General features: G+C 42.4%; 20 protein-coding genes, 1 tRNA gene and 1 pseudogene. 15 read left to right on the top strand and 7 right to left on the bottom strand.

The genetic code is table 11. The annotated features are described in order from the left end of the window. Positions 1-208: pseudogene (locus FGG15_RS08915) on the bottom strand (transposase); the annotation flags it as partial. A gap of 494 nt (positions 209-702) precedes the next feature. Here FGG15_RS08915 and FGG15_RS08910 point away from each other — a divergent pair. Continuing rightward, complete coding sequence (locus tag FGG15_RS08910) at positions 703-951, top strand: GIY-YIG nuclease family protein (protein ID WP_138835315.1); 249 nt, start codon at positions 703-705, stop codon at positions 949-951. A 269-nt stretch (positions 952-1220) separates the two neighbouring features. On the opposite strand, the gene FGG15_RS08905 is transcribed toward FGG15_RS08910, so the two are convergent. Next, positions 1221-1895 (bottom strand): bifunctional 4-hydroxy-2-oxoglutarate aldolase/2-dehydro-3-deoxy-phosphogluconate aldolase, encoded by a 675-nt coding sequence (locus tag FGG15_RS08905; protein WP_138835313.1) that lies wholly within the window; start codon positions 1893-1895, stop codon positions 1221-1223. A gap of 12 nt (positions 1896-1907) precedes the next feature. Beyond that, a complete protein-coding gene (locus FGG15_RS08900; RefSeq protein ID WP_138835311.1) occupies positions 1908-2948 on the bottom strand; it encodes a sugar kinase in 1041 nt (346 codons plus the stop codon). Between the two features lie 149 nt (positions 2949-3097). On the opposite strand from FGG15_RS08900, the gene FGG15_RS08895 reads away from it, so the two are divergent. The 7 genes from FGG15_RS08895 (at position 3098) to FGG15_RS08865 (ending at position 11696) form a co-directional block, all read left to right on the top strand. Further along, entirely contained in the window at positions 3098-4123 is a 1026-nt protein-coding gene (locus FGG15_RS08895; RefSeq protein ID WP_138835309.1) for a LacI family DNA-binding transcriptional regulator, read from the top strand. 182 nt (positions 4124-4305) lie between these two features. Then, positions 4306-4758: a helix-turn-helix domain-containing protein gene (locus tag FGG15_RS08890; RefSeq protein ID WP_138835308.1), complete on the top strand. Its 453-nt coding sequence runs from the start codon at positions 4306-4308 to the stop codon at positions 4756-4758. A 436-nt stretch (positions 4759-5194) separates the two neighbouring features. Then, positions 5195-8449, top strand: coding sequence for a SusC/RagA family TonB-linked outer membrane protein (locus tag FGG15_RS08885; protein WP_138835305.1), 3255 nt, complete (start codon positions 5195-5197; stop codon positions 8447-8449). A 12-nt stretch (positions 8450-8461) separates the two neighbouring features. Then, positions 8462-10195: a SusD/RagB family nutrient-binding outer membrane lipoprotein gene (locus FGG15_RS08880; RefSeq protein ID WP_138835303.1), complete on the top strand. Its 1734-nt coding sequence runs from the start codon at positions 8462-8464 to the stop codon at positions 10193-10195. A 29-nt stretch (positions 10196-10224) separates the two neighbouring features. Beyond that, entirely contained in the window at positions 10225-11085 is an 861-nt protein-coding gene (locus FGG15_RS08875) for a hypothetical protein (RefSeq protein WP_138835301.1), read from the top strand. A gap of 94 nt (positions 11086-11179) precedes the next feature. Further along, on the top strand, positions 11180-11590 hold the full coding sequence (locus tag FGG15_RS08870) for a 6-pyruvoyl trahydropterin synthase family protein (RefSeq protein WP_138835300.1): 411 nt from the start codon (positions 11180-11182) through the stop codon (positions 11588-11590). A gap of 28 nt (positions 11591-11618) precedes the next feature. Then, positions 11619-11696: transfer RNA gene (locus FGG15_RS08865), tRNA-Val, on the top strand. 35 nt (positions 11697-11731) lie between these two features. Here FGG15_RS08865 and FGG15_RS08860 read toward each other — a convergent pair. Together FGG15_RS08860 and gldJ are read right to left on the bottom strand one after the other, a co-directional pair. Further along, complete coding sequence (locus FGG15_RS08860; RefSeq protein ID WP_138835298.1) at positions 11732-13006, bottom strand: UDP-N-acetylmuramoyl-tripeptide--D-alanyl-D-alanine ligase; 1275 nt, start codon at positions 13004-13006, stop codon at positions 11732-11734. A gap of 62 nt (positions 13007-13068) precedes the next feature. Beyond that, entirely contained in the window at positions 13069-14730 is a 1662-nt protein-coding gene (gldJ, locus tag FGG15_RS08855; protein WP_138835296.1) for a gliding motility lipoprotein GldJ, read from the bottom strand. Between the two features lie 393 nt (positions 14731-15123). On the opposite strand from gldJ, the gene porV reads away from it, so the two are divergent. From porV to FGG15_RS08820, 7 genes are all read left to right on the top strand, one after another. Next, entirely contained in the window at positions 15124-16269 is a 1146-nt protein-coding gene (porV, locus tag FGG15_RS08850) for a type IX secretion system outer membrane channel protein PorV (protein ID WP_138835294.1), read from the top strand. 76 nt (positions 16270-16345) lie between these two features. Continuing rightward, positions 16346-16837 carry a cytidine deaminase gene (cdd, locus tag FGG15_RS08845; protein WP_138835292.1) on the top strand — a complete coding sequence of 164 codons (492 nt, stop codon included), beginning with the start codon at positions 16346-16348 and terminating at the stop codon, positions 16835-16837. 81 nt (positions 16838-16918) lie between these two features. Continuing rightward, positions 16919-17917, top strand: coding sequence for a pyruvate dehydrogenase (acetyl-transferring) E1 component subunit alpha (gene pdhA, locus FGG15_RS08840; protein ID WP_138835290.1), 999 nt, complete (start codon positions 16919-16921; stop codon positions 17915-17917). Between the two features lie 4 nt (positions 17918-17921). Next, the gene (locus FGG15_RS08835) at positions 17922-19547 is read left to right on the top strand and encodes a pyruvate dehydrogenase complex dihydrolipoamide acetyltransferase (RefSeq protein ID WP_138835288.1); all 1626 of its coding nucleotides are present in this window, start codon (positions 17922-17924) and stop codon (positions 19545-19547) included. Between the two features lie 122 nt (positions 19548-19669). Next, positions 19670-20701 (top strand): M28 family metallopeptidase, encoded by a 1032-nt coding sequence (locus FGG15_RS08830; RefSeq protein WP_138835286.1) that lies wholly within the window; start codon positions 19670-19672, stop codon positions 20699-20701. A gap of 36 nt (positions 20702-20737) precedes the next feature. Continuing rightward, positions 20738-21415: an SDR family oxidoreductase gene (locus FGG15_RS08825; protein ID WP_138835284.1), complete on the top strand. Its 678-nt coding sequence runs from the start codon at positions 20738-20740 to the stop codon at positions 21413-21415. Positions 21416-21489: 74 nt separating this feature from the next. Next, positions 21490-23961, top strand: a complete 2472-nt coding sequence (locus FGG15_RS08820) for a TonB-dependent receptor (RefSeq protein WP_138835282.1) — start codon at positions 21490-21492, stop codon at positions 23959-23961. Between the two features lie 17 nt (positions 23962-23978). On the opposite strand, the gene FGG15_RS08815 is transcribed toward FGG15_RS08820, so the two are convergent. Further along, positions 23979-24386, bottom strand: coding sequence for a hypothetical protein (locus FGG15_RS08815; protein WP_138835281.1), 408 nt, complete (start codon positions 24384-24386; stop codon positions 23979-23981). After that, positions 24383-24952, bottom strand: a complete 570-nt coding sequence (locus FGG15_RS08810; protein ID WP_237561781.1) for a hypothetical protein — start codon at positions 24950-24952, stop codon at positions 24383-24385. The genes FGG15_RS08815 and FGG15_RS08810 overlap by 4 nt, the downstream gene beginning before the upstream one ends. Positions 24953-24991 lie beyond the last annotated feature (39 nt).

Raw genomic sequence — 24991 nt, 5'->3', positions numbered from 1 at the left:
ATCTGCTTGAGCTTACGGTTCTCCTCCTCCAGCTCCTTCAAACGCTTCATGTGGGCAACCTCCATGCCCCCCCGTACTTCTTCCTCCAATAATAAAAAGTGCTGGTGTCAATGCCCATCTCACAGGATATATCACCCACCTTGCGGCCCTCTTCGTTCTCTTTCAGAGCCTTGATGATCTGGCCCTCGGTAAACTTGCTTTTCTTCATCTGACAGTTAAAATTTAAAGTTAGAAAATCTGAATTTTAAACTGTCATATTTTTGGGGAAGGCTACAAGAACTTAGTATTGAAGCATGCGAACATCAATCTCATTTTTTTTGATTTATTTTCCTATCTTGAAGTTAATTTAACGCAAGTTAGATCAAATAAAAAGTTACCTGTTCGGTTACCTTAAAAGAGAATATTCTTTGGAGTAATTGTAAATAAAGAGATTGGGAAGACTGGACATCTACCTGTCATCCCGACACATTTTAGCACTCAATTTGATTTGGATAGTGATTTAATATATTATGATTAATTTTGAAGTCTACGAAGGCAGATTATTATAAACGGTCTGTAATTCGGTTAGTAACAAAACATAAGCAAGGAGAAGCTTAATAAACATAAGGGTCGGCGAATTAGGTTCGAATCCCTTCGCGCCCACTACTTTAAAGAAAACCTCAGCACTTTATGCTGAGGTTTTTTTGTTTGCCTCTAGCACATATGAAATACTGGGTTTACATCCTGTATTCGGGTCATTTGGACAAATACTATGTGGGTTCGACCCAGGACATTGAAGGTCGGTTACGAAGGCATTTGGCAAATCACAAAGGTTTTACGTCGAATGCCAAGGACTGGGTATTGAAATATCAGGAATCTTTTGGCACAAAGACCGAGGCCGTAAAGCGAGAGTTGCAAATAAAGAAATGGAAGAGCAGGGTGATGATTGAAAGGTTGATCAGCCGGAGATAAGGTCGTTCAGAGCATCAGGGGTTTCCCGAAGCTGGTTCGGGATAAACCGAATCCCTTCGCGCCCACTACTTTAAAGAAAACCTCAGCACTTTATGTTGAGGTTTTTTTTGTTTGCCTGTAGCACATATGAAATACTGGGTTTACATCCTGTACTCGGGTCATTTGGCAGGTTATCGGATTTCAGGATAAACGGAATCCCTTCGCGCCCACAAAAAAATCCCGATATATATCGGGATTTTCTTATTTGATAATCTTAAAAATGTAAATACCTATTTGGATTTGATCGCTTTAATGATATCAAGTGTTTCTGTAACTTTTTTAGTCAATCCTGCATAGTCAAATTCTCCCGCTTCGTTTTTCACGAAAAGCTTTGAGCCCATACCCACGCAGTGAACTCCTGCGTCAAACCAAGCCGTTAGATTTTCTATTGTAGGCGCTACTCCGCCTGTGGGCATGATACTGGACCAAGGAAAAGGTCCTTTTACCGCTTTTACAAATGAAGGTCCACCTACTTGGGATCCAGGAAAAATTTTGACTACTTCAGCTCCCAATTCCTCAGCATATGAGATTTCTGTCAAGGAACCACACCCGGGTGACCATCCAATTTTACGCCTATTGCAGACTTTGGCCATTTCGGGATTCAACACAGGGGAAACCACAAAATTGGCCCCTGATTGAATATACAGGGACGTGGTACCGGCATCAACCACTGAGCCGATTCCCAAGATCATTTCGGGAGTTTCCTTAGCAGCAAATTTTACCAACTCCGTAAAGACCTCATGAGCAAAATCACCACGGTTGGTGAACTCAAAAACTCTTGCACCACCTTGGTAACAGGCTTTTAGTACTTTCTTGCAAATCTCTATGTCACTATGATAAAAAACCGGAACCATCCCGGTTTCCTTCATCTGAATTGCTACGTCTATTCTAGTAAATCTTGCCATTGGATTTTGTTTTTATCGAGCTACCCTTCCAGAGGCATCGCCGCCCATTAGTTTTTCCACTTCGGCAACAGAAACCAAATTGGCATCTCCTTTGATTGTATGTTTTAAGCAGGAAGCCGCCACTGCAAAATCAAGGGCATTTTGGTCATCACTCGGATAGGTGAGCAGTCCATAGATTAAACCGCCCATAAAAGAATCGCCTCCCCCTACGCGATCTACAATATCTGTAATTTGATATTGCGTGGTTTCATACATTTTTTTACCGTTGTAAAGAACCCCCGCCCATGTATTGTGAGAGGCAGAAATGGATCCCCTTAAGGTAGTAATAACCTTTTGTGCCTTTGGGAATTTGGTCATCATTTGTTGGCACACAGATAGGAAAGCCTCGGCTTTAACCTGATGTCCCTCTGTCTGTACGCTTATACCTTCAGGTTTGATTCCAAAGTGCATTTCGGCATCTTCTTCATTACCTAAGATGATATCACAATAGGAGGTAAGTTCAGTCATGATGGCTTCACGATCACCCCCGTACTTCCATAATTTGGCTCTATAATTTAGATCTGTGGATATGGTAACCCCCATTTCGCTGGCAACCTTTACAGCTTCTAAGCAAGCATCTGCTGCACCTTGGGAAATAGCAGGTGTAATCCCCGTCCAGTGGAACCATTGCGCATCTTTGAAGACGGCTTTCCAATCCACCATGCCGGGTTCAATTTCAGACATGGCAGAGTGTGCTCTATCATAAACAACTTTACTGCCTCTGCTTACCGCACCTGTTTCCAAAAAATAAATGCCTAGGCGATCACCGCCAAAAATGATGTTTTGGGTATTAACCCCTCTTTTTCGCATTTCCATCAAAGCACAATCACCAATGTCATTTTTAGGCAGCCGGGTTACAAAATCCACCGGAATCCCATAATTGGCCAGGGAGACTGCAACGTTGGATTCTCCGCCACCATAAATTACATCAAAGGAATTGGCTTGTGAAAACCTTAAAAATCCTGGAGGGGCCAATCTGAGCATGATTTCCCCAAATGTCACTACTTTCTTCATATTGGTATTAGTTATTTCGTTAACGTACACGAAAGTGATTTAAAAAAATAAGGCAAAGCCTTCAAAATTATTCCGTGTACCTACACGGAGAAATTCAAAAGTAGTATATTGCAATCAATTTTAAAAGGATTTTTTTCTTTTTTTAGAGAATGAAGCGGATTACAATCAAAGAAATAGCTAAAAGAGCAGGGGTTTCCATAGGAACGGTGGATAGAGTGCTCCACAATCGGGGAGAGGTAGCTGCCAAAACCAAGGAACTTGTCTTGAAAATTGCCAATGAAGGCAATTATACAACAAACGTTTATGCCCGAAGCCTCAAGCTCAACAAGATATATCGCATTGCCGTACGCCTACCCAAGGACAATGAGTATTGGAGTACGCTTAACCATGCCATAAACAAAACGGCAGAACGGTATGCATCCCTTGGCATCCATCCTGAGTTTTTCACCTTTGATCGACATAGCGAAGTCTCATTGTTGCGTCAGACCCAACAGATGTTGGACTCGGAACCAGATGGTGTTATTTTGGCGCCCTTGGTGGAGGACGAGATTAGTCGTTTGACCCGGACCTTGGATAATCGTGATATTCCCTATGTTTATGTGGATTCCAATCTTGAAACTTCCAAGCCTTTGGCCTTTATTGGTCAAGATTCCTTCCAGGCTGGGTATTTGGCTGCCAAATTACTCAACTTGGGATTTCCAAATGGCCATAAAGCGTATATCGCCCGATTTTTTGATTTTGATAGCCTCAATAAAACTATAGAGGAACGTATCAAGGGGTTTCGGGATTATTATAAGGACAATGGTCATGATACCAGACTTATTCATGATATTGACTTATCTCACGGGGTACATGAATTCTTGATTCGGATAAATGAGGATATGAATACAGGTCCTGTCCACATTTTTATTCCTAATTCACGGGCTCATCAGCTGGTCAAAGATTTAAATGGATTTGAAGGCCATCGAAGAACGGTGGGCTTTGATTTGATTAACGAAAATAAATCATGCCTTGTTCGTAACACCATCGACTTCATTATTGATCAAAATCCAAGTAAGCAAGGTGAACTCGCTCTTCAAGCTTTTTACGATAAGTTGATTGCGAACACTGAGGTTAGAATCAATCAATTAATGGCCTTGGAAATATTCACCAAGGAGAACCTTCAGGGTAACTGATCAAACAATTTTTAAAATTTTCTTTCCAAACAGGAAGTCTATTTTCCTATAGGAATTATAGGCATTATGCAAAAAACGGTAAATCTTCCCGAAGAGTATTTACGTAAAACCTTATCGGAAAAAACTTCCAAAAGAGGATTTTGGAGGAACTTGAGGTAAAGGATACGTTAAATCCAGTCTAAATGCGAAAGTTGATTTTGGACATATTTTCACTAAGGCGTGCACCATCCAAGTACATTGGAACATCAATGGCATGCAAATATGTGAAATCAGGATTGACGTTGCAAGAGGCCATAGATATCCGGGAGAAGATAAGACATGCTTTCGAATTCGATAAAATCTACAAAAGCAACACGCTTTGCCTTAATGACCTTTCGGCCTATATAAATAAGGATAGATATAAGGTTTCCCAAGTATTAAACGAATATATATCCAAGAATTTTTATTCCTTGATCAATCAATATCGAATCGCTGAGGCCAAAGACCTTTTGCTTAACCAACCCTTTCTAAGTGTAAAGGCAGTGATGTATGAAGTTGGCTTTAATAGTAAAACCAGTTTTTACTCCGCCTTTAAAAAGGAAACAGGTGTGTGCCCTAACGATTTTAGGTCTTTGACTGGTAGTTTCGCTTCCTGATTCACGTAACATTCTCCCCTTTTTTAAAATACAAAGGCCCTGCTTCACGGTCCTAAAGCACCTGCCTTGATGTTCTGTCCAATTCATACACCATACGGTTTATGGTAATTGGGATATGTTAAATTTTAAGAAACCTTTTAAAGGCTTCCTTCTTCACAAGAATATGTTAAAAAGGGTTCGTTTGGTTGGGCTACGATGGTTTTGTTGTACGTCCCGTTTTAGAAGTACCCCTAATAATCCCCCATATAATTGTTTTGTCATTGCAATTGTAAAGGTAAGGCGGTGAGAGGCCTTACTACCTTCTAATAAAAACTTTCCATTAAGTTTTGTTTTCGTGTTAGGGAGTATTATTTGAATTAGCTATCAATACCACCTTCTCCCGCCTACCTTTCTCAGTTGCACTGACTCAATATTTTCTAATAAAACTGCTAACTCTATGAAAGTAAAACAGCTATTTGGGACACTTGTGTTCGTGCTTTTGTGCATTACCACTGTCCAGTCCCAAGAAAAGACAATTACAGGGACGATCATTGATCAGACCGGAATTCCACTGCCTGGCGTCAACATTGTTGTAGAGGGTACCACAACAGGGACCCAGTCAGATTTTGATGGTAACTACTCCATCGAGGCCAGCGTGGGCCAGATCTTGGTCTACACCTATTTGGGCCAAAGAACCGCAAGACGTACCGTGGGTGCACAGAACGTAATCAACCTTCAAATGGAGGAAGATGCCCAGGCACTTGAAGAAGTCGTTGTAACGGCTTTAGGTATTAAGAGGGAGAAACAAGCCTTGGGTTACGCTGTAGCCGAGGTAAGTTCTGAACAGCTTGAGGACAAGGCCGAAGGTGATTTAGGTAGGGTGCTAATAGGAAAGGCATCTGGGGTGAATATTACCCAACAAAGTGGACTCTCGGGTTCTGGTACCAATATTATCATCCGGGGTTACAACTCCTTTAGCCAGAGTAACCAACCCTTGTTCATTGTGGATGGGGTTCCCTTTAACGGCGATACCAATGCATCTGGACGACAAGGAGACCGACAGGATTTTATTAACGGTAACAATGGATCCAGCCGATTCTTGGATTTGGACCCAAACAGCATAGAAAGTGTAAACGTTCTTAAGGGTCTAGCGGCCTCAACGCTCTATGGATCCCTGGGTAGAAATGGGGTAATCTTAATTACCACCAAGGCCGGTTCAGGCGGGCAAGGGGTGAAGAAAACGGAAATCACCGTGAATTCCTCCATTTTCTTTAATGAGATAGCTTCAACTCCGGAATACCAAAATCAGTACGGAAACGGTTTTGACCAATCCTTCGGATGGTTCTTCAGTAACTGGGGACCTAGTTTTGACCGGGATGGTATCTCGGGCTGGGGTAACAGCTCTGCCTTTGATTCGGAAGGAACTTTGCCACACCCATATTCTATATCTGCGGCGGGACAACAAGCCTTCCCGGAGTTTGCCAATGCTAGATACGATTGGAGACCTTATGATAGTTTTGGGGATTTCTTCAAAACGGGAACGGTTACCAACCTATCCATCAATGCCAGTGGCGCTTCTGAAGATGGTAAGGTATCCTACAACGCAAACTATGGACATTTGAAAGATATCGGGTTTACCCCCGGAAATAGCCTCAACAGAAATAATTTTGGTGTTGGAGGACGAGCTATTTTAAGTAACAAGTTTACCATTTCCGGAACCATGAACTATTCCCGTACCAAGTTCATTTCTCCACCGATTGCTCTTAGTCAAGGTAACGGAGCAACTGGCTCTGGATCTTCAGTTTTTGGGGATTTGTTCTTTACACCAAGAAGTATAGATGTGGTAGGACTGCCATTTCAGAGTCCAATAGATGGTAGAAGTATTTACTACAGGAATGGAAATGACATTCAGCATCCGTTATGGACCGTAAACAATGCCGGTACCGAACAGGAGACCAACAGGGTTTTTGGCAATATGGCCGCCCAATTCCAGTTTAACGATAACCTAAACCTTATCTATAGGGTTGGATTGGATGTGTATAGCGAGAACAACCTCAATTATCAGAATAAAGGAGGTATCAACGGTAACGTTCCTCAGCCCAGATTGGCTAGCGGAATCTATGAAACTTGGAACAACACCAATACCATTTGGGATCATAACCTTGCATTGAATGGCGACTATGATATCACCGAAAAAATTGGCACCACCTTTAACCTTGGTGTCAATGGAAGAAGGGAAGTGTTCATCCAGAACGGTATTGCCAGTGATGCACAACAGGTTTTTGGGGTGCTTAGGCATTTCAATTTCTTGAACCAAAATGAGATTCAGCTAACTTCTGATAGAAACCTAGTTGGCTTTTATGGCCAGGTAGAAGTTGATTACGATAACTTCCTATACTTGACGGTAGCAGGTAGAAACGATTGGGTGTCCAACCTTTCTACTGACAATAGAGCCTTGTTCTATCCCAGCGCGAGTCTTTCGTTTGTTCCTACAACAGCTATAGATGGGCTTAAGAGTGAGAATGTCCTGAACTATTTGAAGATCAGGGCCGGATACGGAACCTCTGCAGGATTTCCAGATGCTAATTCTGACAATTTCCCAGTGGCCAATAGGTTGATTTTGGATACCCAAGATCATCTGGATCCACAGGGCAACACTATCGTTTCCAACACAAGTCCGCTTACCTTGGGTAACCCGGATCTAAAACCGGAGCGTGTGGATGAAATTGAGCTGGGTATTGAATCGAGATGGTGGGATGGTAGGATTACCCTGGATGCCTCCATTTATGAACGTACCACTACAGATTTGATCGTACAGCAACCGCTAGATCCTTCATCCGGTTATTTTAGAACAAATACCAACGTGGGTGAAATAAAAGGACAGGGTGTTGAAGTGGATTTAGGTCTTAATTTCTTCAGAAGCCAGGAAGAAGGTGGATTTAATTGGAATACCAATGTCAACTTTACAGCCAACGAGTCTGAGGTTACGGATTTAGGTCAGGAAACAGACTTGATCGTATACTCTGGATTTGGAAACCTTGGAAACGCCGCCATTGAAGGACAGCCATTAGGGGTTATTTATGGAACACGTATTTTAAGGGACCAAGCCGGAAACTATGTGGTAAACGCCATTGGGGATTACGTGCAGGATTCACAAGATGGGGTAATTGGTGATCCCAATCCAGATTTTGTGGCCAACATCAACAATACCATCTCCTACAAGAACTTCAGCCTTGGGTTCCAGTTCAATTGGACGCAAGGAGGGGATATCTGGTCCAGTACCATTTCAACCTTGTTGGGAAGAGGACTTATTGTAGAGACCTTGGATCGTGAAAACACATTTGTACTTCCTGGCGTTCAGCAGAGCGATGGTAGAGTGAACGATGTACAGATCAACAATTCCGATTATTATTTCAACAACATCCTAGGAAATATTTCAGAACTGCAGGTATTTGATGCCACAGTACTGCGTTTGCAAGAAGTTACATTGGGTTACGCCCTTCCAAAAAAGTTCTTGGAAGACACACCTTTTGGATCACTGTCCTTTACCGTTTCAGGATTCAATCTTTGGTATGATGCAATCAATACTCCGAACGGGGCCAATTTTGACCCCAATACGTCCGGTACAGGTGTAGGTAATGGATTTGGTTTTGAATTTCTGAACGGACCAAGTTCCAGAAGATATGGATTCAGTGTAAAAGCAACTTTCTAAAAAAAATTAAAGATGAAAATAAGAAGTAAACATAGCATTTTGGGTCTATTTGTGGGACTTTTGGCTTTGACTTCCTGTGAAGTAACGGAGTTGGAAGGTACCAATGATCCTAACTTTTTAACACCAAGTGAGGCAGCCCCTGATTTCTTCATAACATCCATTCAAGAGGATTTTGCAAGACATTTGGATGGTGATGTAGCAGGTGACCCTAATGATAATTGGGTTACAGGTGGTTTCCAATTTGGTGATGGATTGTCACCACTTGGAATGGAACTTACCCGTTTGGTGTCCATGCAAAGTAGGGACTATGAAAGTACCTATCAAGATAGTGATGTGGATGATGAATGGGACAATGCCTATCGTGGTATACTATTCGATATTAGGCTGATGACCCCATTGGCAGTAGAGGCTGGGCAGACCCGACATCTGGGAATTGCCCAATTTATAGAAGCCTACATTATCTCTTCTTTGGTGGATTTCTTCGGAGATATTCCGTATACCGAAGCCGTTCAGGCCCCGGCCATTGTAAATGCGAAACTAGATAGCGGCCAATCGGTTTATGAAGCAGCTCAAGCTTTGTTAGATCAGGCCATAGTCAATTTTACCAATATAACCTCGGCCAACCCTGCGGTAGAGTTGTTTTACAATAACGACTATACAAAATGGGTGAAAGCAGCCAATACCTTGAAGATGAAGTTATATCTTCAGACCCGTTTGGTGGATCCAGGTGCTATTGCAGCCTTTAATGCAATTGTGGCCTCTGGGGATTATATTACAGATACGGCAGACGACTTGGAATTTATTTGGGCTGGAACAAGCGCTTCCAATCCAGATAATAGGCACCCAAGATATGGGTTAAACTATGTGTCCAATGGTCCGGGAGACTATCAGGGTAACTGGTTAATGAACCAGATGATGGTAAACGATGATCCAAGAATGCGGTACTATTTCTACAGGCAAACCAATGAGGTACCAGGACAGGAGGCGGATCCAGATGAGCAAACCTTAAGATGTTCCTTACAGACACCACCCTTGCATTATACTAACGGCGGATTCACTTTTTGTAACCTGCCCAATGGGTATTGGGGCAGAGATCATGGGGATGACGAAGGAACCCCACCAGACGGACCGGTGCGCACCACATGGGGTGTTTACCCTGTTGGAGGGCGATTTGATGATGACAGTTTCAGTCCGGTGGCACAGCCAACAGACCCACTGTCCAATGGAGGCAATGGTCTTGGTGCAACGCTTATATTGAATGCTTTTATGGTGGATTTCTGGAGAGCTGAAATGGCTTTGGCTCAAGGTGATGCTGCCACAGCCCAAACTTTCTTGGAGGCTGGAATGACCAAACAAATTGCCAAAGTAAGAGCTGCAGTTTCTGTGGATCCCAATGCTGATCTATCTTTTGAACCTTCTGCAACAGATGTGACCGACTTTATCAATACGGTTGTGACCGACTTTGGTGCAGCTTCAGGGGATGATCAATGGAACATTTTGGCGGAAAACTACTTTGTAGCCCATTACGGAAATGGGATAGAGACCTATAACTTTTATAGGAGAACCGGTTTTCCAAGCACTTTGCAGCCCAATAGGGAACCTGATCCGGGAAGTTTCCCCAGATCTATGTTTTATCCTAATCAGGCCGTAACATCGAACTCCAATATTACCCAGAAAACCAACCTTTCGGTGCAGGTGTTTTGGGATAATAATCCAGCGGGACCAGCATTCCCAAGATCAAATTAATAACAGCAATGTCTTATAAAACAAGAATCATGAGAAAACTAAAAATATATATATTGCTCGCTATGGGATTGGTCACCGCAATGTCCTGTTCCGAGGAAAAAATAGTGGATGAAGTCCTGCAAACTGTAGAGCGTGGCCTTGTTCTTAGAACGGTTGCCAACTTGAGCACTACCTATAACCTGTTGGATCCGTCATCTACTTTTGGTGTAACTCTGGAAGCCCAGGATTCAGAAGGGGGGCAGCTACTATCAGAGGTTAGGGTATTTGCCCAATTTGTGGACAATACCGTAGTGGATGACAATGACCTTTCGTCCAGTGAAGCCCAAGTTGCAACTATTCCAGCATCGGCCTTTAGTGAAGGGCCTTTTGGATTCCCAAGGGCAGATTTGATAGTGTCATTGAGCGAAGCGTTGACGGGAACCGGAACAGATTCTGGGATTGTGGATGGCGGTGATGCCATTAGCTTTAGATTGGAAGCACAACTTACAGACGGAAGGGTTTTTACCAATAGAGCAGCGGGAACAGTGGCCAACGGGTCGTTCTTCTCCTCTCCATTTGCCTATTCCGCCGGGATCAACTGTATTCCAGTTACCCCTGTAATTGGAGATTATGAGTTAAATCTTACGGATTTGTATGGTGATGGTTGGGATGGAGCTTTTATTACAGTGACCATAGATGGAACTGATACCCAGTATACCATTGCCGGGGGCAGCGCTGCCTCTTTTACCATTTCGGTTCCGGATGGTACCACAGAGCTGGTGTTTACCTATACACCTGGCGCTTTTGAAGAAGAGCATGTTTTTGAACTTTTGGCACCTTCGGGCGAAACCGCTGCGGCAGGCGGACCTGGTCCAACACCAGGGGAGATAGTTTTGAATATTTGTTCATAACAATTGAATTAACAATGAAAAAGAGCTGCTTATTGCAGCTCTTTTTTTATGCCTAAAACTGGTTCTTATCCCATCTTTTTAGTTGCTTTGCACTATGATTGCCACAATTTGTAGAAAAGCGCACTTTAATGCGGCCCACAGACTGCATAATCCCAATTGGAGTGATGAGAAGAATGTTGCTGTTTTTGGAAAATGCAATAGCCCCACCTATCATGGACACAACTTTGATTTAGAGGTGCGTGTTAGGGGAGAAGTGGATTCGGATACGGGTTTTGTGATGGATTTGGCTGTACTTGGAACTTTGGTTCGTGATGAGATTGAGGAACGCTTTGACCATAAAAATCTCAATGAGGATTGTCCCGAATTTAGTCATGGACTTCCAACAACCGAATATTTTGTCAAGGTAATCTATGATATTCTAAAGCCCAAGTTGGATGAAGGCCAGTTACTTCACATTACCTTGCACGAAACGCAAAAGAATTCTGCAGAATATGGAGATTGGTAACAATTTTCCGATATTGCAGCGCTTTTTAGGGATATTAGCTCAGTTGGTTTAGAGCGCTGCCTTGACAGGGCAGAGGTCACTGGTTCGAATCCAGTATATCCCACCAAAGTTTTGGAAAGTTCTGATTACAGGAAAATTGGACTATAAAAAAGCCAATACCCTTTCCAAAGCCATCCCTCGAGACCCCTTGATAAGAATACTTCCTTTTTTGGGTGAGCTCACCTCAATAGCACTTTTAAGATTGTCAAAATTCTTGAATTTCTGAAAGGGGGAATCCACTTTCCAAAAATTTTCTCCAACCAGAAAGACATCCTCAAATCCCATCTCGCTGGCTAAATTGGCTATTCCCTGGTGTTCCTTTTCAGCATCTTGGCCCAACTCAAACATGTCTCCAAGTACCAAGGTTTTGGTTTCCGCATCCATATTCTTGAAATTTTCAAGAGCTGCCTTCATACTTGTGGGATTGGCGTTGTACGCATCCAGGATAATCTGATATCCGTTTTGTTCAAGCACCTGTGATCGGTTGTTCTTTGGTTGATAAGTTTCCAGAGCGTCCTTGATGTCTGTGGCAGGAACATTAAAGTATTTGCCCATGGTTATAGCTGCGCAAGCATTTGGGAAATTATATTTTCCCACCAGTTGGGTATCCACCTTCATATCTTCAAACTCTAATGCCACAAAGGGGTCTGCATTTTTGAATTTGATGTTGAAATATTGGGGATTGTCTCCGCTAAATCCGAACTTTTTGATGTAGCAGCCCAATTTCTCAAGTTGGATGGGGTCATCCGCATTCAAAAAAATGTACTTGTTCTGAGCCATTAAATGGTCGTAGAGTTCACTTTTACCCTGTATGACCCCTTCTACACCCCCAAAACCTTCCAAATGTGCTTTGCCAAAGTTGGTAATGTAACCGAAGTCAGGTTGTGCAATCTCACAGAGTTGGGCTATTTCCTTTTTATGGTTGGCTCCCATTTCCACAATTGCTATTTCCGTGTCTTCCGTAATGGACAATAAGGTGAGGGGCACTCCAATGTGATTATTTAAATTTCCTAGAGTGGCAATGGTTCTGTATTGCTTGGATAGTACCACGTTAATAAGCTCTTTGGTAGTGGTTTTTCCATTACTTCCGGTTAGTGCTATTACCTTGGCCTGACAGGATTGACGGTGCAGCGTGGCCAGATTTTGCATGGTGGTTAATACATCCTCTACTACAATGCTTTTATCTGAGGTATTGTGCTCCTCTTCATCAATAATGGCATAAGAAGCCCCTTTGTTCAAGGCTTCGTTGGTAAAGGCGTTTCCATTGAAATTGGGCCCCTTTAAGGCAAAGAACAGGCAATTTTCCGTGATTTTTCTAGTATCTGTGCAGATAACGGGGTACTCCAAAAAAAGGAGGTAAAGTTGTTCCAAAGTCATAAATCGAAGATAAAAAAAAGCCTCGATTTTAATCGAGGCTTCTTTAATATTATCAGCAGCTATTACCTAGCTTTCTTATGTCGTACAGTTTTGTTTTTCGATTTGGATTTGGAGCCCACTCTGGACATTGCGCATCTAAATCCGATATCATCGGTTGCCATGTATTGTGGCATGTATCTACGTTGTGCTGGATCTAACCAAAATGCTCTGTCTCTCCAGGATCCACCTTTGTACACTCTAACTTCATCGTTGATCAAGGAAGTTCTGTAGTTGGAGGTGTCATACTGGCGAATCAATTTACCAGTGGAATCACGCTCTACTTTATGTTTGGGTGAGTCATACATCTTTCGGTTATCTGATTCATCACTAAATCTTTGGAAGAATCTGGAAGAACCTGGATCACCATCGCGGTATCCTCTGTTGTCACTGGAATCAAAATTTGTCCTCAAATAGGTTTCTTCGTCAGTAACCGGTACCATTTCAATCTCACCGGGTAAATTAATGGCTACAATTTTACCATTGGGAAGTGTATCGTATTTGATTTCATCCCTAAGGACTTTTACTTTCCCATCATCGCCAATGGCTTTTTTAAGGAAAATATTTCCACGGTAATAGTTGAAGTCGCTAATTTCATCATCCACAATGGGTCGGTATACGTCAGCCACCCATTCGGAAACGTTACCAGCCATATCGTACAGACCAAAATCGTTAGGTTTGTAAGACTTCACCTCGGCTGTTATATCAGCACCGTCATCGGACCATCCGGCAATACCACCGTAGTCACCTTTGGCCTGTTTAAAGTTGGCCAACTGATCTCCTCGGCCCACACGTTGTCCATTTCTGGTGTAATCACCTTCCCATGGATATTTTTTTCTACCTCTATAGTTGTTGTATTCCCTAGAACCAATAAGTGCCTGTGCTGCGTATTCCCACTCGGTTTCAGTTGGAAGACGATATTCTGGCATAATAACACCACTGCTTCTTTTGGCAAATACACTGATGGAATCACGCTTTTGCTTTCCTTGAAGGGAATCAATTTGCCCACCATATACAGATTCTGGATTGTTCAAATAGGCTTCCGTACTGAAAGTGCCTCCTATATCACCACTTAAAACCTGGTACTTTGCATCCTGGGCCAAGTAGCCTTCCCGCTCCAGCATATGCTCGTTAACCCTGTCGGTTCTCCATTCTGCATACTGTGCTGCTTGTACCCAATTTACACCAACCACCGGATATTCCGCATAGGCAGGGTGTCTTAGGTAGTTGTTTGTCATAGTCTCATTGAAGCCCAATCGGTTTCTCCAAACCAAAGTATCTGGCAAAGCACCATTGTAGATGTTCCTGTAATTCGGATTGTCAGGAGGATATACTGCCTTCAAATAGTCCAAATATTCAAGATACATTACATTGGTAACCTCTGTTTCGTCCATATAAAAGGACTGTACGTGCTGTTGGGTAGGGGTATTGTTCCAGTCGTGCATGATATCATCCTGAACCTTACCCTTGGTAAAGGTTCCACCTTCAATAAATACAGTTCCCGGCGGAGTTTCTTGTTCTTTGAAGTCCGTTTTGTATTGAAACCCACCCTCTTTGGCATTGATCTTCCAACCCGTGGCTCTTGAGATGTTTTTGGAAGAAGAAGAGGATGAGGAATTTTTACAACTGGTAAAACTTCCTACTATGATAGCGCTAGAAAGTACAACTTTGATAAGATGTTTTTTCATAATTTGGGCTTGAGTACTTTAAAAATAAGGGCTTTTATCCCCTAGCTACTTTAATTTGATTTTGATATTAAATCCTTTCAATGGCTTTAAAACGATGTTTTCACCATAATATTTTGTGCTCGCAAAATAATTGTTGCAACCATCCTACGGGCATTCGCTATTGATTAAACGCCAAAGGTGCAAAATTAGTATGGATTCTTGTGCTTTTAACGCTTTTGGTCTTTTTAAATGTCAAGCGTAGCTTACCCTCCATCCATGGAGGTCAAAAATTCGTTAAAAAAACAAGGTGTACACATAAGAATTTAAGGAAATGGCCGTTTACATGTAATACGTCCAATGATATTTTATGGCATATCACGGACCTCATAGTTAACTAAACGCTAAAAACAAAAAATGAAAAAGTTACTAATATTGGTGGTGCTTCTTACCCTTGCCCCTAGGATGAACGCGCAGCAAGAAAGAGTAATTACAACTGCAGTTCCATTCTTAACCATAGCCTCGGATGCCCGAGCCTCTGGTATGGGGGATATGGGAGTAGCGACATCCTTTGATGCATTCTCCCAACAATGGAACCCCGCAAAATTTGCTTTCGCAACCCAAAAAACAGGAGTGGGGCTAAGTTATACCCCTTACTTGGAAAGTATTGTCAACGATGTTTCCCTACTAAATGCAAGTGTTTATAACAAAGTCAACGATCGAAGTGCCTTTGCTTTTAGTATTCGGTATTTTGGTTTGGGAGAAATTGAATTGAGACAGACCATTGATGAGGACCCCACGTTGGTTAAACCCAACGAATTTGCAGTAGATGGTTCCTATTCCTTAAAATTAAGCCAGACCTTTTCCATGGCAGTGGCTGGACGGTTTATCAGTTCCAACCTAAGATTTCAGGATGGAGCACAGGATTCCCAGGCAGCCAATTCCTTTGCTGTGGACATTGCTGGTTTTTACCGGTCCCGCGAAATAGCATATGAAAGTTTTGACGGGCGATGGAGAGCCGGTTTCAATATTTCCAACTTGGGTGGTAAAATCCAATATGATGAAGGAGGTCAAGAGAACTTCTTGCCTACCAATTTAAAATTTGGAGCAGGTTTTGACTTCATTTTTGATCAGGACAATGTCTTGGGACTTCATACTGAATTCAATAAACTGCTGGTTCCCACACCTCGTGATTTCACTGGAGATGGACTGATCACGGCGGAAGACAATGATGAGTATCAACAAATAGGGTTCTTCAGTGGTGTATTTGAATCTCTGGGCGATGCTCCAGATGGATTTAGTGAAGAACTTAAAGAAGTCACCTGGTCTTTAGGGGCCGAGTATAAATATATGGAAGCTTTTATGCTTCGTGCAGGGTACTTTAACGAAAGTGAGGTCAAAGGAGCTAGACAGTTCTTTACCTTGGGTGCCGGATTCAAATTTAAATCCGCTCAAATAGATCTTTCGTATCTCTTCTCTACTGCACAAGTGAGGAATCCCTTGGAAAATACATTGCGCTTCTCGCTTACCTTTAATTTTGGCGAAGAGTTCTTAAACGATTAAAATTGCTCATGAAAAAATTGTGAAAGCCTGTCCTTGGACAGGTTTTCTTATTTTTGGGATATACCCACATCAGCTTATGAAGAAGCAACAAATAAGTTTCGAACTCTCCATCTTTGAAAAGCCAGAGGAACTGTCACAAATCGAGCAAAAATTGTTAAGCACTGCTGAAGATGCTCGGGAAAATGCGTATGCCCCATATTCCAATTTTAAGGTAGGTGCCGCTGTGCTGTTGGAAAATGGGGAAATAGTTATAGGCAATAACCAAGAAAATGCTTCCTACCCGTCAGGACTTTGCGCGGAACGTGTAGCGGTTTTTCAGGCCGGGGCTAAATACCCAGGTGTGGCAATTAAAGCTATAGCAATAACAGCAACTTCCAAAGATTATGTGGTGGATTCACCAGCCGCTCCATGTGGCAATTGCAGGCAGTCCATTATCGAATATGAGCAGCGACAAAGAACACCTATTTCCATTATGCTTCGCGGAGAAACAGGACCCATTTATAAATGCGCTTCCGTGGCCGATATTTTGCCCCTGGCCTTCAGTAGTTCATTTTTGAGTGATTCTTAATCCAATTCTTTTTACAAAACAGATATATATGTATTTTTGCTGTTCTCCCAAACAGGGACATTTCGTTTAATTCAACCGTTGATGAAAAAAATTACCAAAGAAGTCTATTTAAAGTGGTACGAGGACATGTTGTTCTGGAGAAAGTTTGAGGACAAACTCGCCGCTGTATATATTCAACAAAAAGTTAGAGGTTTTCTACACTTGTATAATGGTCAAGAGGCTGTTTTGGCAGGTTCCCTGCATGCCATGGATTTGACCAAAGACCGTATGATCACGGCCTATCGTAACCATGTGCAACCTATAGGAATGGGCGTTGATCCAAGAAAGGTAATGGCCGAACTCTACGGAAAGGTAACAGGTACCTCCAAAGGTATGGGTGGGTCTATGCATATTTTTTCCAAAGAACATCGTTTTTACGGAGGTCATGGTATTGTAGGTGGGCAGATTCCATTAGGTGCTGGATTGGCCTTTGCGGACAAGTATTTTAAGAGAGATTCTGTAACTCTATGTTATATGGGTGATGGGGCTGTAAGACAAGGTTCCTTGCACGAGGCGTTCAATTTGGCCATGCTGTGGCAACTTCCTGTAGTATTTATTTGTGAAAACAACGGCTATGCAATGGGTACTTCTGTAGCGCGTACCGCACATACTACTGATATTTGGAAATTGGGTCTGGGCTATGAGATGCCGTGTGGTCCTGTGGATGGTATGGATCCGGCGATTGTGGCAAAAGAAGTGGACAAGGCCATTGAGCGAGCCAGAACTGGTGGAGGGCCAACATTCTTGGAGATGAAGACCTACCGCTACCGAGGTCATTCTATGTCTGACGCACAGCACTACCGAACCAAGGAAGAAGTAGAGGAATACAAAAAAATTGATCCTATTACCCAGGTTAAAGATATCATCTTGGAAAAAGGCTATGCCTCAGAAGATGAAATCAAGGAAATGGACAAAGGGGTGAAGGATTTGGTATCTGAATGTGAGAAGTTTGCCGAGGAATCTGATTTTCCTCCAATTCAACAACTTTACGATACCGTATACGAACAAGAAGATTATCCATTTTTACAACATAAACTTTAGGTAAATGGCAGAAGTGATCAACATGCCCCGTTTAAGCGATACCATGGAAGAAGGTACCGTGGCAAAATGGCTTAAAAAAGTAGGGGACAAAATAGAGGAAGGAGATATTTTGGCAGAGATCGAGACGGACAAGGCCACCATGGAGTTTGAGTCCTTTCATGAAGGAACACTACTGCATATTGGTATTGCTGAAGGAGACGGCGCTCCTGTGGATTCGCTTCTTGCCATCATTGGTGAAGATGGGGAGGATATATCCTCATTGTTGGCTGGTGGAAGTACCACGGCGACTGTTGAAGAGGCCCCATCTCCTGTGGCCGAAACTGCAACAGTAGCTACCGCTGCTCCTGTCGCTGCGGCCACTCCTGAGGGCGTGGAAATTGTAAAAATGCCCCGTTTAAGTGATACCATGGAAGAAGGAACTGTGGCATCCTGGTTAAAAAAAGTGGGCGATTCGGTAGAAGAAGGAGATATTTTAGCCGAGATTGAGACGGATAAAGCCACTATGGAGTTCGAATCCTTTTATTCGGGAATTTTATTGCATATCGGAATCCAGGAAGGTGAATCAGCACCTGTAGATGAGGTGTTGGCAGTTATTGGCCCTGAAGGTACTGATGTAAACGCTGTGTTGAGTGCCCCTGCCGGTGCTCCTGTTGCAGAAAGTGTTCCTATGGCCGAGAAAGCCCCTGCTGCTCCTGTGGCCTCAGAAGCAACTGCGCAAACTACGCCTTCGCAAAACGGACGTGTTTTGGCTTCTCCGTTAGCAAAAAAAATAGCTAGCGACAAAGGAATCAATTTGGCTGATGTTGCGGGTTCAGGTGATCATGGAAGAATCATCAAAAGGGACGTAGAGAATTATCAACCTTCAACAAAACCTACTCCAGCTACAGAAAAAGTAGAAGCACCTGCAGCTTCCGCTCCTATTGTACCCATCCCTTTGGCGGTAGGTGAAGAAAGTCAGGAAGAAGTGAAAAATTCTACCATGCGCAAAGTGATTGCCAAGCGTTTGGGTGAGTCCAAATTTTCAGCACCGCATTATTACCTGACCATTGAGGTGGATATGGATAATGCCAAAGCTTCTAGAGTTCAAATCAATAATTTACCGGATACCAAGGTTTCCTTTAATGACATGGTGTTGAAGGCTTGTGCCATGGCTTTGAAAAAGCATCCACAGGTAAATACCTCTTGGAATGGTGATACTACCATCTACAAGCAGCATGTCCACATGGGTGTGGCGGTTGCTGTTGATGAAGGCCTGGTGGTGCCTGTAATTAAATTTGCAGACCAGCTAAGCCTAACCCAACTAGGTGCATCTGTCAAGGACTTGGCCGGACGCGCTAGAAATAAAAAGATCAAACCGGATGAAATGGAAGGAAGTACCTTCACTGTTTCCAATTTGGGAATGTTCGGAATTTTGGAATTTACCTCCATTATCAATCAACCGAATTCGGCAATTCTTTCTGTAGGGGCCATTGTTGATAAGCCCGTTGTGAAAAACGGGGAAGTGGTGCCTGGTAGCACTATGAAGGTGACCTTGGCCTGCGACCATAGAACTGTGGATGGTGCCACGGGTGCGCAATTTTTGCAGACCCTCCGTTCCTACCTGGAAAACCCAGTGACCATGCTGGCATAGTTGTCAGTTCCAGCAGACGTCCCAAGGGAAGTCGAAGGAGCAGTCAAAAGCTGTTTTTTACATATCGATATAAGAGCATCCTTTTAGGATGCTTTTTTTATCTTTAAAACAAATTCATCAAAATGAAAAACGTACTTGTTTATTTGCTCATGGTTCTAGTCATGGGTTGTAGTTCCACCAAAAAAATTCCGACCTATTCATCTACAGATTCAGAAAAACCCGATGGGCCAGATGCGCTTAAAGGTTCTGTTGTGGAAGAAACCGCGGTCAAAACAAATTCAGCAACAGCATTCTCCAGTTCCGAGCGCATTGGAGATCTTATGACCTATTTGGCTTCAGATGATTTAAAGGGGCGCGATTCTGGAAGTGAGGGTATTGCAATGGCCGCTACCTATATTGAGAACTACTTTAAATCGTATCAGGTTAAACCTTATTTTGAGTCCTATCGGGATACCTTGACCAATTACAAAAAAACCTCCTATAATGTTGTAGGTGTGGTGGAAGGAAACGATCCGGAGCTTAAGAAGGAGTATATTTTAGTTGGTGCCCACTATGATCATATAGGGACCATTGCACCCGAAAATGGAGATTATATTGCCAACGGGGCCAATGACAATGCTTCTGGAACATCAACTGTAATGGAATTGGCACGATACTTCAGCACAAAAAAAACGAATAAACGAAGCCTGATTTTTGCTTTGTTCAGTGCTGAGGAAAAAGGTTTGTTAGGTTCAGAACATTTGGCCAAAAAGCTAAAGGCGGCAGATCTAAACCTGTACGCCATGCTTAACTTCGAAATGACCGGGGTTCCCCTGAACAGCACCAGTTACGATGTATATATTACGGGTTACAATATGTCAAACCTAGCTGAGGTGTGCAATGCATATGCAAACGAAAAATTGGTGGGCTACCTGCCTACTGCCAAAAAATATGGTCTGTTCCAGCGTTCTGATAATTATCCGTTCCACAAAGAGTTCGGAGTCCCTTCCCATACGTTTTGCACCTTCGATTTTACAAACTTCAACCATTACCATAAAGTGGGGGATGAAGTGGAATTGATGGATTTTGGACATATGGCGAGTTTGGTGAACAGAATGTTACCTGTTGTTGAAGGCATTGCAAATGCGCCAACCCAAGAAATCAAGATAAATTAATAAATACTTCCTCGGGTGGAGTCAAGAGGTCTAAATATGGCAAACATTATCATTACCGGAACCAGTCGTGGTATTGGATACGAATTGGTAAAGCTTTTAGGACAGGAAGGACATCAAGTACTGGCCTTATCGCGTAATGCAGGGCCATGTTCCGATTTAAAGTTGCCCAACATACACAGCTTGTCCTGTGACCTATCCCAAGCCGGGGATTATAAAAAGGTGGGTCAGATAATTGAAGGATGGGATGCTGTGGATGTATTGATTAATAATGCAGGAAGCTTATTGAACAAACCCTTTTTGGAAATTACGTCAGAAGAATTTGAGGCAGTTTACAAAGTAAATGTGTTTGGTGTGGCTGAAATGACCCGATTGGTGGTTCCAAAAATGGGAAAAAACGGGCATGTGGTCACCATTAGTTCCATGGGGGGCGTGCAAGGGAGTATGAAGTTTCCGGGCTTATCCGCCTATAGCTCAAGTAAGGGCGCGGTAATTACACTGACAGAACTTTGGGCCGAGGAGTTTAAAGAAACGGGCCCCAGGTTTAATGTTTTGGCCTTGGGGGCAGTGCAGACCGAAATGTTGGCGGAGGCTTTTCCTGGTTATGAAGCTCCGGTCACGGCCTTGGAAATGGCTGAATACATTAGGGATTTCGCGCTAAAGGGACACCAATTATACAATGGGAAATTGTTGCAGGTGAGCAACAGTACTCCCTAGTACAACTGTGAAAGATTTGGTACGAAAATTGTGGCATTTTTAAAGGGTCCCATAACATCTAAAAACTCAAAAATATGGTAACGCCAATTCGATTTCTCCTTCTTGCACTGGGAATGGTCTGCTTTTCCCATATAGGATACAGTTCATTCAATAACAATGTCTACAATTCAGATGCCATTGTTCAAAATACTGACCGAGAAAAGGTTTATCTGCACATGGACAGATCGGATTACTATGCTGGGGAACGTATTTGGTTTAAAGCATATCTTGTACAAGCAGGCACCAACAAACCCCTTGCGACCAATGAAATTATCTATGTTGACCTAATCAACTCCAAGAATAAGGTCTTGATAACTAGAATGCTCCAAACAGAGCTGGGAAGTGCATCTGGGGATTTAAAAATTCCAGTGGAAACAACAAAAGGAATGTATACCATTAGGGCCTATACCAACTTCATGCGCAACCTTGGGAACTCCACTTTTTTCAGAAAAAATATCCGAATAGGAGGAGGTTCGCAGCTTACCTCGGAAAAGGTTTTCACAGGGGAAAAACCTATGGCCGAAATAAAAGATGCTGTTTTACACTTGGAGAAACCAGATCTTCGATTTTTTCCTGAAGGAGGGAATTTGGTTAATGGTTTTATCAATAGAATGGGTTTCAAATCGGTTGCTCCGGATGGATTGGGAACCAACATTAGAGGAAAAGTTGTGGATGGTTCCGGTAAAACGATCACAGAGTTTGCCAGTTCCCATTTGGGCATGGGAATGACGTCATTCATACCCCAAAATGGTGAAAAGTATCTGGCAGAGATTCAATACAATGGCAACACTTTCACTTACCCATTGCCCAATGCTCTGGTATCGGGAACCATGATGCACGTGTTTGATCGAGGAGCCCACTATAATGTGGAGATCAAATCTTCCAGGTCCAAAGGTGTTAATGGCCTTCAATTGAGAGCTTCTCAAGGTGGGGAAAAAATTTCCACTTCCAAAATTGAGGGGAAGGATCAATATGCTGTGGTGACCTTGCCCAAAGAATTGGTCAAAGATGGGATTGTTCAGTTTACCCTTTTTGATGGTTCAGGGCAGCCCATTTGCGAACGTCTGTTTTTTCACCATTCCGATAGCAAACAGGTAGGAATGGAAACCTCCAAATGGCAATATGGGAAAAGGGAACTCGTGGATTTGGAAATAAAGGTAGATGAGGATGCAGCGGATTTTGCGGCGAATATGTCCCTTTCGGTTTCAGAGACTGCTTTATCAGCACCCAGAATGGGCAATATCGATATAAAAACATACCTCCTATTGACTTCTGAACTCAAGGGAGAAATTGAAAATCCGGCCTATTATTTTAATTCCAAAGATCCTGCGCGGAGAAAAAACTTGGATTTTTTGATGATGACCCAAGGTTGGCGAAGCTTTATAGACCATGAAGTGGAGGAATTACGTTTTCCCCGTGAAAACGGAATTACGTTGAAAGGCAGGGTGGTTCAGTCCAATTCACGTGACAAAGCTGTTCCGGCACAGGTTTCACTGGCGTACAAAAACCGAATGGAAGCGGGTTATGATGTTTTTGAAACCAATGAAAAGGGCGAATTTGAGTTCACAAACCTACATTTTAAGGATAGCACATCCATTTTTGTATATGCCAACGCCCTGTCCAAAAAAAATAAGAGGAGCAAAAAGAATAGAGGTTCCGACCCCAGTTTTTTTATAGAATTGGAATCATTTAGCACACCAGAGGTCAAGGTAATGGAGTCTCTGCCTTTAAGATCTAAGGAAGTGGACTATGTTAGCGCTTTTCCCGTAATGCTACCGGAAATCAAACCTTTTAATGTGGATGAAGCGGATTTGATTCGACTTAAAGAAGCGGTGGTGACCGATAATAAATTGGACAAGGATGCCAACATGAAGCGGAAACGAAAAGCTGCACTTTATACCCGACCATCATACTCGCTTGATTATGAACAATTTAGAAAAAACCCTATTGGAAATGCCTTGACGGCCTTGCAAGGTAGAATTCCCGGGGTAAATGTTGTTGGGGAGCAAGTGTACATTAGAAATCAGTATGACAAAGTACCTTTTTATTTATTGAATGGATTTCCAGTTGCAGAACAAACCATTTTTGATATTCCTGTTCCTGAAATTGACTTTGTGGACTACATTAGGCCTGCCACTACGGCGATATACGGCACTAATGGAGCATATGGGATTATTGCGGTATATACACTGGATGGTAGGGAACGCTTTTATAAAGAACAAACCCCAATGGAAAATGGTGTGGGAACCCTTTCTTATGTACATCCGGGTTTTGCGAATTCCAAGAAGTTTTATGAACCGGTGTACAATAAAAAAGGTTCAAAACGTGGAAAGGCAGATTTTAGAAGAACCCTGTGTTGGGAACCCTATGTCCAACTCTCTCCGGAAGGAAAGGTAAAGGTCTCGTTCTACACTTCAGACTTCCCGGCTACCTATCAAGCCACCTTGCAAGGAGTTACCGATGACGGAACACCAATTCATGCCAAAGCGATATTTGAAAGTGAGTGATTTTCAGGTTTAAGGATTTAATTCAAGGAGATTTTGGATGCTTCTTTTTGGACAAAATCCAAAAATCTGTCCATAAACCTGTCCAATTCCCGCTTCTTTTTACTTCGCGTAGTGGCCAATGAAGCCAAGCCCATGATAGCTATCAATAACGGAATTATCCAGTTGCGTTTGACCAGCAAAATTATGCAAGCGGAAATTCCAAGCGCCAACATTATTTTTTGGGAAATATTATGGGAGAATTTAGGTTCGGCCTTTACCACAAACTTGCCCTCGCCATTCAATCTACCTAGAATTCTGTAGTTTGTGCTGTGTTTTCCAACCAACTCAAATTTTGTGGCTTCCACAGATCCCTGGTAAAAGCCGTTGGCAACAAGCTTATAAAGAATTTCAAGGTTTTCGGGGTTTTTGGTAATGGTTTGCTTCACACAGGTTTTTTTATTTTTTTTAGATGATTATAACTTGATGCTATATTAATATAGTAATCCCTAGTGAGTTTTCTCCATACAATTGCTGAGATAATTGACAATATCAAGCAGCTAATGGAAAGGATAATAAAAAACTTGGAATTGGTGACGGAGTTTAGAAAAATATAAAGCAATAAAGCAACGGAAATACAAAAAAAATTAATTACCCATGATCTACACAATCGTAGTCGGCTTCGGTTATAGTCGATTTCCCCAGAAAGTCTTTCAGATTTCAACATGATAAATTTGGCCATATGTTTCACCTTTCCCAATTTTTCCTCATTCTTAAAAACTTTCTGCATTTGCTTTTTTTCGGGTTTGTTAAATAATTGATATCCAATTCTATCTATCAAAATACCTAAAATGTATGCGATTCCTGCCAAGGGAAACAATATTATGCTGGAATGCTCACCAGCCAATATCAAGTCTATTTCCAATCCTCCCGCGGCCAAAACAATTAGGACAATCCAGATTAAACCGCCAAAACCGGTAATCAAAAGTTCTATAAATATTTGGGTGGTGGACATGTTCATTGAATGAAATTTTACGAGTTTGATTGTGTTTAT

The organism is Flagellimonas algicola, assembly GCF_005937185.1.
GTDB classification, from domain to species: Bacteria; Bacteroidota; Bacteroidia; order Flavobacteriales; family Flavobacteriaceae; genus Flagellimonas; species Flagellimonas algicola.
The sequence above is the reverse complement of the archived record's forward strand: the minus strand, read 5'-3'. Positions and strand labels throughout refer to the sequence as shown.